At 61.4% G+C, this 9,048-nt stretch carries 12 protein-coding genes; 4 read left to right on the top strand and 8 right to left on the bottom strand.

Features of this window, described 5'->3' with window-relative positions; translation table 11 throughout:
* Positions 1-97 precede the first annotated feature (97 nt).
* Complete coding sequence (locus tag ABW043_RS01175) at positions 98-988, bottom strand: NAD(P)/FAD-dependent oxidoreductase (RefSeq protein ID WP_353919414.1); 891 nt, start codon at positions 986-988, stop codon at positions 98-100.
* A gap of 123 nt (positions 989-1,111) precedes the next feature.
* Here ABW043_RS01175 and ABW043_RS01170 point away from each other — a divergent pair, with 123 nt between their 5' ends.
* Positions 1,112-1,711: a hypothetical protein gene (locus ABW043_RS01170; protein ID WP_353919413.1), complete on the top strand. Its 600-nt coding sequence runs from the start codon at positions 1,112-1,114 to the stop codon at positions 1,709-1,711.
* On the opposite strand, the gene ABW043_RS01165 is transcribed toward ABW043_RS01170, so the two are convergent.
* Entirely contained in the window at positions 1,705-2,112 is a 408-nt protein-coding gene (locus ABW043_RS01165; protein ID WP_353919412.1) for a VOC family protein, read from the bottom strand. The two genes, ABW043_RS01170 and ABW043_RS01165, sit on opposite strands and share 7 nt — an antisense overlap.
* 72 nt (positions 2,113-2,184) lie before the next feature.
* Between ABW043_RS01165 and ABW043_RS01160 the strand changes: the two genes are divergently transcribed.
* Entirely contained in the window at positions 2,185-2,769 is a 585-nt protein-coding gene (locus tag ABW043_RS01160) for a TetR/AcrR family transcriptional regulator (RefSeq protein ID WP_353919411.1), read from the top strand.
* Here ABW043_RS01160 and ABW043_RS01155 read toward each other — a convergent pair.
* A complete protein-coding gene (locus ABW043_RS01155) occupies positions 2,758-3,795 on the bottom strand; it encodes a DUF2793 domain-containing protein (protein ID WP_353919410.1) in 1,038 nt (345 codons plus the stop codon). The two genes, ABW043_RS01160 and ABW043_RS01155, sit on opposite strands and share 12 nt — an antisense overlap.
* Before the next feature lie 135 nt (positions 3,796-3,930).
* Here ABW043_RS01155 and ABW043_RS01150 point away from each other — a divergent pair, with 135 nt between their 5' ends.
* Positions 3,931-4,809 (top strand): glycosyltransferase family 8 protein, encoded by an 879-nt coding sequence (locus ABW043_RS01150; RefSeq protein WP_353919409.1) that lies wholly within the window; start codon positions 3,931-3,933, stop codon positions 4,807-4,809.
* On the opposite strand, the gene ABW043_RS01145 is transcribed toward ABW043_RS01150, so the two are convergent.
* The 5 genes from ABW043_RS01145 to ABW043_RS01125 all read right to left on the bottom strand — a co-directional run bounded on the left by ABW043_RS01145 (position 4,806) and on the right by ABW043_RS01125 (position 8,487).
* A complete protein-coding gene (locus tag ABW043_RS01145; protein ID WP_353919408.1) occupies positions 4,806-5,615 on the bottom strand; it encodes a glycosyltransferase family 32 protein in 810 nt (269 codons plus the stop codon). The genes ABW043_RS01150 and ABW043_RS01145 overlap by 4 nt on opposite strands.
* A 63-nt stretch (positions 5,616-5,678) precedes the next feature.
* On the bottom strand, positions 5,679-6,263 hold the full coding sequence (locus tag ABW043_RS01140; protein ID WP_353919407.1) for an NAD(P)H-dependent oxidoreductase: 585 nt from the start codon (positions 6,261-6,263) through the stop codon (positions 5,679-5,681).
* Positions 6,264-6,335: 72 nt separating this feature from the next.
* Positions 6,336-7,229, bottom strand: a complete 894-nt coding sequence (locus ABW043_RS01135) for a hypothetical protein (RefSeq protein WP_353919406.1) — start codon at positions 7,227-7,229, stop codon at positions 6,336-6,338.
* Positions 7,226-8,125, bottom strand: a complete 900-nt coding sequence (locus ABW043_RS01130) for an ABC transporter ATP-binding protein (RefSeq protein ID WP_353919405.1) — start codon at positions 8,123-8,125, stop codon at positions 7,226-7,228. The genes ABW043_RS01135 and ABW043_RS01130 overlap by 4 nt, the downstream gene beginning before the upstream one ends.
* Positions 8,122-8,487, bottom strand: a complete 366-nt coding sequence (locus ABW043_RS01125; RefSeq protein WP_353919404.1) for a GntR family transcriptional regulator — start codon at positions 8,485-8,487, stop codon at positions 8,122-8,124. Before ABW043_RS01125 ends, ABW043_RS01130 begins: the two co-directional genes overlap by 4 nt.
* Before the next feature lie 338 nt (positions 8,488-8,825).
* On the opposite strand from ABW043_RS01125, the gene ABW043_RS01120 reads away from it, so the two are divergent.
* A complete protein-coding gene (locus ABW043_RS01120) occupies positions 8,826-9,044 on the top strand; it encodes a cold-shock protein (protein WP_056312801.1) in 219 nt (72 codons plus the stop codon).
* Positions 9,045-9,048 lie beyond the last annotated feature (4 nt).

Here is a 9,048-nt window from a genome sequence, read left to right as displayed (position 1 = left end):
CCCTGGGGAGAGGTGTCGCTACGCGACTTTGGCAACCACCCACCTCTCCCTCTGGGGGCGAGGTCGGCCCGCAGGGCCGGGTGAGGGGGCCTTCAGCTCAAACCATCATCGACTGCAGCACACCCATGGCCGCCATCGAGCCGGTATTGCTCGCAAAAGTCACTGAGTGCATGCCGGTGACCAGGTCCCCGGCGGCAAAGATGCCGGGGCGCGAGGTCAGTTGCATCTCGCCGACTGCGAGCATGATGCCGGTCGGCGTATCCTTGGTTTCGAGGCCAAGCTGCAGATGGAGGTCCGCCGAGGGCCGATTGCGCGGATGGGCGTAGAGGGCTTCGAGGGCGATATTGGCGCCGTCTTCCATGGTGACGCCGGAAATGCGTCCCCCATCGTGCTGGATGGACGCCAGCTTGCCGTCGATGATTTTGACCCCGCGCTTTTCGAGCTTGCTGCGCTCCTCTTCGATGATTTCGTTTCCATCGAGGATCAGCGTGATGTCATCGGTCCAATTGGCATAGAGCACCGGACCATGGAGGGACATGGGCGAAGAATAGAGCAGCCCCCAGCGTGTGCCGGCCACTTCATAGCCATGGCAGAAGGGGCAGTGAATGACCGTATTGCCCCAGCTTTCGGCAAAGCCGGGAATGGACGGAAACTCATCGACGATGCCATAGCTGAGGATAATCCGGCGGCCCGAAATCGTCTCGCCCTCGGCCGTGGTGACGACAAAATTGTCCAGCTCGCCCGAAATGCCCACGGCCTTGCCGCTGACCAGCTTTACCGTCGGATAGTGCGCGATCTGCGTCCTTGCTGCGGTCAGCAGGTCGCCCGGCGGGGTGCCGTCATGCCCGAGAATATTGTGCGCGTGTGAGGCATAGCGATTCCGGTTGAGGCCGGTATCGAGCACGGTGACCTTGCGACGGGCGCGGCCGAGCTGCATGGCAGCGGTGAGGCCGGCAAAGCTGCCGCCGATGATGATGACATCCTGCATGAAAGATCTCCGTTCGTCGCAATGGCATGTGCAATGTAATAACATAACACAAATGTCAAGCGAGGTTTCGCTCCCTGATTGTTTGACCTAGAGTGCGGGCGGACAGCCCTTGGGAGGGAGAATATGCGTCGTCTCGTAGCTTGCCTTGTTATTGGCCTCATTGGGATTTCGCCGGCTCTGGCCTTTGATGCCGGAACCCAAAGCGTGCTGGATCGGATGAAGATCGGCAAGCTGGTGCCCATCACCGAAATCGCCACGCTGATGCGCAGTTCCGCGCGCTGGTGCTATGCCGAGGAAGAGGGAAGCTGCTCCTGGTCGGACATCTATCTCGATGTGACCGACGAGGGGGCGACTTATGAAATCGGCAATGCCTGGGACGCCGATTACGACGTGATCTTTACCGACCACGGCAAGTTCGAAGAGGGCCGCTATATCTGCGAAACGGGCTACGACTGGGTGCCGACGCTGCGCGCCATCAATCGTGCCGACGGTTCGGACCTTGGCGGACGCACGCTCTGGGACCTGAAAACCCAGATTGGGGAAGGGCGCAGCGAAGGCATCGACTGCTTCGACTACATCCTGAAAGGCTCGGACGCCGAGGCCGAGACCATTACCCTGTTGCAGCGCCAATTTACCGATGGCGTCACCGACACGCTCAACGACGTGACGGTAACGCTGCATTTCAATGCGGACACGGCCGCGGCGCTGACCTGGTATTACTGACCGCCCTGCGCGGCGAGCCAGGTGGGATCGGGATCGATGGGCGTGATGACGTCGAGCAGCACCCCATTGGGGTCGCGGGCGATGAAATGGCGCTGGCCGAACACCTCGTCGCGCAGCTCTTGGGCGATTTTTATGCCTTTGTTGGCAAAGCGCTCGGCCTCTGCCGCTGCATCGGCCACTTCGAAGCTGAGGATCAGGCCACTTGTCGGCTGGCGACCCACGGGCGGGATGGTGTCATGGTCATAGGCAATGATCGCCAGCTCCTGCGACCCACTGGGCGCGCGCAGATGCATGTACCAATCGCTGGCAAAAACCTCAGTAAAGCCAAAAGCGTCCTTATAGAACGAGGCCGTCGCGGCGACATCCTTGACCTGCAAGAGCGGATAGTAAGCCGAAAACATGGGATTCTCCTTGCAAAATGGCGCATAAAAATACATACTGACTGTTGGTAACATAACAAACAGGCTGTATGAATGCAAGAGGGGCGCAAGACCCAGGAAGAGCGTCGCGAGGGTACACGGCGCGCACTGATCGCGGCGGCGCGGCGGCAATTTGCCGAAAACGGCTATGCGGCGACCAATACGCCGGCCCTTGCTGCAGCGGCAGGCGTTACCCGCGGGGCACTTTACCACCATTTTGCCGACAAGCAGGCTTTGTTCGAAGCCGTGGTGGAGGAGGAGCATGCGCTTCTGGCGCTGGCGATCAATGCCGCCGCCGAGGCCGAGGATGAGCCCGGCCCGGTTCGCGCACTGATCGAGGGCGGAGATGCCTATCTCGCGGCGATGCAGGATTCCGGCCGCCGGCGCATCCTGCTTATTGACGCGCCGGCTGTGATCGAGCGGGAGAAGCTCGACGCCATCAATGCCCGCTTCGGGCTGAAAACGCTGCTCGAAGGGGTCGGGGCGGCCGTGGAGGCAGGCGCGATCCGCGACCTGCCGGTGATGCCACTGGCGCAACTGCTTGACGCGCTTTTCGATCGCGCCGCTTTGGCGCCGTCCGACGAATTGGGTGACTATCGCAAGGCAATCAAGGCCTTGATTAGGGGCCTAAAGACCTGATTCCAGCTTTTTGACCCGTTCAGCCAGCGTCTGCACGGCCGCAATCAGCGGGGCGATGAAGCTCGAATAGCGCAGAGCCTGCTGGCTGTCGGCGTCGTCATCATCGACCAGCACATGGCCGCCGAAGTTTGGCGCGCCGTGGGTCTTGGCGGTGGCAAGCACCTCCTGCGCCAGCAACCCATAGTGCACCCGCGCGTCCGAAGCACCGTCGCGCCAGCGATAGCGCACCGGGTTCAGCGCCAGAATGAAGTCTAGGCCGAGATCGCTTGGCAAAATGTCGGTCTTGAGCCGCATGTCCGAAGTCTGGATCGTGCCGGTGGCTGACCAGACGGCACTCCAGCGCGCGCCGCTGGCGCCAAGCGTCTGCGCGTTGTCGGCGAGGGGTTTTACTGCGCCGGCAAAGCTGGCGCTGCCATCGCTGGCGACAACGAGCGCGTTGGTCCAGGTGCTGCCGTCCGTGCTGATCTTCAGGCGCCAGGCATTGTCGGCGAGCAGCCCCATTTCGGCGCGGCCGGACCAATTGCTCTGGAAGAGCAGGCTCGCCGTATCCCCTGTCGTCGCCTTGTTGAGCTTGAGCTGATGCCCCGCCCCATCATGGCTGAGCAGCGTTGCGTCCGCCGCGACCGACAGGCGATTGGTGGTATCGGCGTCGGCATTGATGCCCAGTTGCGGCAAGCCGGCGCCGGTTGCGGCGACGGCGATCCAACCGGTGCCGGAAAAGATGCAGAGTGTGCCGCTCGCCTTGTCGAAAACCTGCCAGCCGGGCGCGGGGTCGTAAAATGTCCAGGCGCCGGCCTGGAAGGCGGCGATTTCCTCGCTGTGCCCGGCCCAGATGCCAGTGGCCGAAGCCGGGACGATCCAGGCTTCCCCTTCGAGTGGCGTTGCGGGTGGCGCGGTGACCGTGCTCGCTTCAACGCTCGCCTGCACCAGCGCATCGAGCCGCATCAGGGCTTCATTGTGGGTGATATGTTTCAGCGCCTGCCCGGAAATGATTTGCGGCAGGCTGAGGCGGGGGGTGTCGTCCATCGTGAAAATCCTCGTTGCGATGGCCCCATTGTCCACCCGCCTGAAGGGGCGGGGATTAGCGGGATAACTGGAAAGCCCTTCCCTTTGGCGCGCGAGGCTTTATGAGAAACTTTCGATCCTGAATCCGAGAGCGGAATGAGCGCACCCATCCATATCGTCCTCGCCTTCGACGACAATTTCTGGGCCCCCGCTTTCACCGTGATGCGCTCGGTGTGCCTGTCGACCCATCGGCGTGCGGATCTGGTGTTTCACCTGCTCCACATGCCGATATCAGACGAGCATCGCTATGATCTCGAAGGCGTCACGCGCGAATTCGGGGCGAGCCTGCGGTGGTACCCGGTCGCGGATTCCGAGCTCTTCGATTTCTTCGTCGCCGAACTGCCGGCCACGGCCCAGTGGCCGAAAATCGTCTACGCCCGCATGCTGGTGGCCGATCTCCTGCCCGCCGATATCAAGCGCGTCATCTATCTCGACTGCGACATGATGGTGCGCGCGCCCATCGAGCAGCTCTTCGACATTGACCTTGAGGGGCGGCCGCTTGGCGCCGTACGCGACGCCATCGCGCCCTTCATCGCGGGGCGCCGGGACATGCGGCAGAACCAGGGTATTTTCGATACCGCCGATCCCTATTTCAACTCCGGCATGCTGGTCATCGATCTCCCGCAATGGCGCAGCATCAACATCAAGGCCGAGATCGCCGCCATCGCCGGCAGGGGGCTGATGGATCGGCTCTACTACGACCAGGATATGCTCAACCTTGTGTTCCGCGGCCGCTGGACGCCGCTCTCCTGGCGATGGAATACGATAGACGCCCATCCTGCTCATGAAGCGCTCGATGCGGGGATCCTGCACTATACGCTGAAGGGAAAACCCTGGTTTCTGCTGTCGGGCATCCTGCGCCGCGCGGCCTATGCCAGGTGGTATCGCCACGTCATGACCAACGAGCTTTTCTATCGCTTCGCGCGGCATCGCTGGAAGCGGTGGTGGCTCAAGACGCTACGCTTGGGTCGCTAAGCGATTTTCGCCGGATCAAGCCCCTCGCGGGCGCAGAGCTTTGCCAGCGCGCTCCCCGCCTCCGGCAGCGGCAATCCGGCGCGGCCGCGGTCGGTGAGCTGGCTGCGCCAGAGGTGGATGCCGAGGGTTTCGGGCTTGATCGCCGCGTCGAGGTCCGAGCCGGCCTGCATCAGCGCTGGAATGCCTTCATAGGGCACGGGGTAGAAGGTCGCCGCCGGCAGCACGCGTGCCGTGAGGCCGTGTTGGGCCACGAAATGGGTCAGGGCCATGGGTCCGGTCGCGCCATACTGCATGTGTTCGGGCGTCACCCGGTCGCCGATCAGGCGGCGGATGGCGACTTCGAAGCGGCGGAGCGGGGGCAGGTGGGGCTCGAGCAGCGGGCGCTTCTTCTCTTCGAAGACGGAAATCAGATCCGCCAGCAGCGGCGCATCGGGCGCCATATAGAGCACGGCGCCATTGACCGAGCCGGGCCGTTCCCAGGCCATGAGATAGTCGAACGGCCCCTCCATGGGCCGCACGCAATACATGTCGAGATCGGCATAGACGCCGAGCCCGGCCTTTAGCGCCGCATAGCGAAAATGGTCGGAAAAGACGCCGGGCGTGCCACGGCCCTTGTAAAAGACCAGCTTTTCCTGCGGCAACACGCTGGCCGCATCACGCCATTCGGCGCCCGCGGGCAGGGCGGTGATCGGCTCGTAGGAATAGACCTCCACCCGGTGCCCCTGCCGGATGAAGGAGGTGATGCACAAGATTTCCAGCCAACTCAGCGGGCCGTGCCAGAAACTGACGATTGTGGGCAGGGTCATTGTGCAATCCTTGTTCGGCGCCGCCCTTAGCATGGAGCGTCGGCTTGCCAAAGGCTTCCGGCCCTAACCCAAGGCGTCGAGGACTTTTGCGATCTTCTTTTCGAAGGCCACGAGCCGTTCTGCCTCGACGCTTTCGGCCCCGTGAAGGGACAGCATCCTGAACCTGGCCTGCGGAGCGCACGAGCCGACCACGGCCATTTTCAGCACTTTTCTAACGGGCTGGCGCATGACCAGCTTGTCCACCCACCAGGGCGAGCCGAGCGTTGTGACCACGGTGACGGACTTCAGCCCGGTCAGTTTCGGCAGGATCGGCGTGCCATGCTCATAGGCAAAGCCGGGCGTCCAGACGCGGTCGAGCCAGCCCTTGAGCATGGCGGGCAGCGAGAACCACCAGGTGGGAAAGACCATCACGAGATGGTCCGCGGCGCTCAGCCTTGCCTGTAGCGGCTCGATATCGGGTGGAACGATCTGCGTGCTGTATTGGGCGCGCCTTTCCTCCGCCGTCAGGGCGGGCGCAAAGCCATGGGCATAGAGATCGAGCCGGTCGACCTCATGCCCGGCTTCGATGAGCATTTGCGCGATACGACCGCTCAGATGCGCATTGAGGCTTTCGGCAAGCGGATGGCACTGCACCAGGTGAATGCGCATGGAACCTCCAAAACAACAAAGCCGCCACCTCCATCGGAGGCGGCGGCACTTTGGAGAGCCCCTGCACTCAGGTCAATTGGCGGCGGAGCGGCGGCGATATTCGCTGGCGATGTAGATCGCCACGAAAGCGAAGACAGCGCCGATCCCGACCTGCAGCCAATCGAATTTTTGCAGGAAATCGACGGTAAATCGCGTCGCGTCGAACATTTCTTGCCCTTCCCAGATGCGGTCGAGATAGTCGAACGAAACCGGGAACTGCGAGCGATAGTTGAGAAAAGCCCAGGTGCGCGTGGCAAAGGGATGCAGGCCCCCGCCCATGACCACCCATTCGAGCACCGAAAGGATCGAGGGCAGCAGCAGGGCCAGCGGAATGGCCCAGCGTCCGGCGACCGTGCCCATGGCCCCCACCAGCGCCATATAGGGCAGGTACCAGAGGAGCGCGCAGGCGATGACGACGATGAGAACCAGGGTCATCTGCGCGAAGATAACGAGGATGTTTCCCAGCAGCGCCGCGCTGCCAAGGCCCGCGATCATCGTGGTAACATAGGCAACGCCGAACATCAGGACGATGCTGACCAGGGCAACGGCAAAGACCGAACCGGGCAGAATGGTCAGGGCTGCCGCCAGCTTGCTCAACAGCACCTTCAGGTCCGAAGCCGGCATCGACTTCCAGAACAGCATGGCATTGTTGCGCTTGTCGGCGGCAAAGCCGTCGGCGCAGTAAAAGAACAGCACGAAGCCGAGATAGACCAGCCATCCGGCAGCGAGCGCGGCAAAACCGGCCTCGAAAACCCAGGTCGGCATCACCGTCAGCATCTGGCCGGAAAAGCGCGTGTTGATCCGGTCGACGCTGAAGGCAAAGATGGTGAGGAGGAACACGATCGCGACCATCACCAGCGGCGCGATGAAGAAGGCACCGCGATGTTCGATATATTCGCGATGCACGAGTGCAGCAAAAGCCTTCATCGGGGCGTCTCCGGATTGGCAGTCGGTCGCTGCATCAGCGCGACGAAGAGGTCGGATAGGGTCGGCGTCGAAACCTTGCCGAGCGGTTCGAGGGTTTCGCGGGCAACGCCGTCGAAGATAAAGACGGTCTGACCGAAGCGGGTTTCCTCGTAGACCGGGTTCAAGGCGCGGGCCTGGGCCTGCAGCTCCGGCTCATTGGTCACGAGCTGCGAAAATTTCTCGTTCACCGTCTCCATCTGCATGTGGAGGATCAGGTCGCCATCGCGAATGAACATGATGTCGGAGAGCATAAACTCGATCTCGTCCACCTGGTGGGTGGTGATGATCAGGGTGCGTTCCTCGGTCATGTAGTCTTCGAGAAGGCGCCGGTAGAAGCGCTTGCGATAGGTGATGTCGAGGCCGAGCGTCGGCTCGTCGAGCACCAGAAGCTTGGCATCGATCGCCATGACCACGGCGAGGTGGAGCTGGGCCACCATGCCCTTGGAAAGCGTCTTGATCTTCATCTCGGGTTTGATGTCGGTGCCTTCGAGGAAGCTGCGCGCCTTGTCGGTCGAAAAATTGGGATGGATGTTGGACAGAAGCGCAAAGAGTTCGCGCACCCTGAGGAAACGCGGCAAGCTCGCCACGTCGGAAATGAAGGCGACGTTTTCCATCAGCTTGGCGCGCTGGGCAAAGGGGTCTTCGCCGAGCACGCGAATGGTGCCTTCATAGCTCGTCAGGCCCAGCATGGCATTGAGCGTCGTGGTCTTGCCCGCGCCATTGTGGCCGACAAGGCCATAGATGCGGCCGGCCGGAATGTCGAAATCGAGCCCGTGCAGGATTTCCTTGCGGCCGAATTTTTTCCGGAGGCCCCGTGCGGTGACGACGGGCTCGAGGGTGAGATTGGTGTCAGTCATGGCTTGGGCTCCACCGGCGTTTCGGCAAAGAGGGATTTGGGATCAAGGTCGAGTGCCCTGATCTGGGTGAGAATGCGCGGCCAATCCTCTTTGAGGAACTTGTCGCGTTCGTGGATAAGCAGTTTTTCGCGTGCGCCTTGGGTAACGAACATTCCAAGACCCCTCCGTTTTTCGACCACGCCGATCTCGACCAGGGCCTCAAAGGCCTTGGTGACCGTCAGCGGATTGACCGAAAGCTCTGCTGCAATCTGGCGCACCGAGGGGAGGGAATCCCCTTCCCCCACTGCGCCACGCAGGATCATTTCGATCAACCGCTGCCGGATCTGCACGAAGATCGGCTGGCTAGCGTGAAAATCATCCATGTGTCGTGCCTATGTAGTGTAATACACATGTAGCACACTACATAGGCATGTCAAGCCATGTCTGAAATTGCTGTTTTTGGGCTTTGCGGCTGATCCATTAAGACGATCAGGAGCAAATTTGATAAAACTGCGATGACGGATTGCTATTTGCGGTCTTGCTCTGGCCACGATCGACTGGCATAAGGGCGGCTATACGTTTCTGCCTAAGTCGGCGGCCTCCTTCCGGTTTTCCGGTCCTTGGCTCTCTGATCCACTTTGCGAACGTCTGTAGGCCCTCTTGCATGTTGCGGAGGGAAAACGCTCGCTTCGCTTCGGCTCCGAGCTTTAAGGATACTAAAATGGCCACCATCAATGGTACCGTAAAATTCTTCAACGCCACCAAGGGCTTTGGTTTCATCACCCCCGACAATGGCGGCAAGGACCACTTCGTCCACATTTCTGCCGTTCAGCGCTCGGGCGTTGATGGCCTCTACGAAAACGACAAGGTCACCTACGAAGTCGAGACCGGCCGTGACGGCCGCGAGTCCGCGATCAACCTGACCCTCGTTCAGCAGTAAGCTC

Source organism: Devosia sp., from assembly GCF_040509215.1.
Lineage (GTDB): Bacteria > Pseudomonadota > Alphaproteobacteria > Rhizobiales > Devosiaceae > Devosia.
The sequence above is the reverse complement of the archived record's forward strand: the minus strand, read 5'-3'. Positions and strand labels throughout refer to the sequence as shown.

Coding starts and splice junctions, on each gene's coding strand:
- ABW043_RS01175 (WP_353919414.1), bottom strand. CDS start 988: ATGCAGGATGTCATCATCATCGGCGGCAGCTTTGCCGGCCTCACCGCT.
- ABW043_RS01170 (WP_353919413.1), top strand. CDS start 1,112: ATGCGTCGTCTCGTAGCTTGCCTTGTTATTGGCCTCATTGGGATTTCG.
- ABW043_RS01165 (WP_353919412.1), bottom strand. CDS start 2,112: ATGTTTTCGGCTTACTATCCGCTCTTGCAGGTCAAGGATGTCGCCGCG.
- ABW043_RS01160 (WP_353919411.1), top strand. CDS start 2,185: ATGCAAGAGGGGCGCAAGACCCAGGAAGAGCGTCGCGAGGGTACACGG.
- ABW043_RS01155 (WP_353919410.1), bottom strand. CDS start 3,795: ATGGACGACACCCCCCGCCTCAGCCTGCCGCAAATCATTTCCGGGCAG.
- ABW043_RS01150 (WP_353919409.1), top strand. CDS start 3,931: ATGAGCGCACCCATCCATATCGTCCTCGCCTTCGACGACAATTTCTGG.
- ABW043_RS01145 (WP_353919408.1), bottom strand. CDS start 5,615: ATGACCCTGCCCACAATCGTCAGTTTCTGGCACGGCCCGCTGAGTTGG.
- ABW043_RS01140 (WP_353919407.1), bottom strand. CDS start 6,263: ATGCGCATTCACCTGGTGCAGTGCCATCCGCTTGCCGAAAGCCTCAAT.
- ABW043_RS01135 (WP_353919406.1), bottom strand. CDS start 7,229: ATGAAGGCTTTTGCTGCACTCGTGCATCGCGAATATATCGAACATCGC.
- ABW043_RS01130 (WP_353919405.1), bottom strand. CDS start 8,125: ATGACTGACACCAATCTCACCCTCGAGCCCGTCGTCACCGCACGGGGC.
- ABW043_RS01125 (WP_353919404.1), bottom strand. CDS start 8,487: ATGGATGATTTTCACGCTAGCCAGCCGATCTTCGTGCAGATCCGGCAG.
- ABW043_RS01120 (WP_056312801.1), top strand. CDS start 8,826: ATGGCCACCATCAATGGTACCGTAAAATTCTTCAACGCCACCAAGGGC.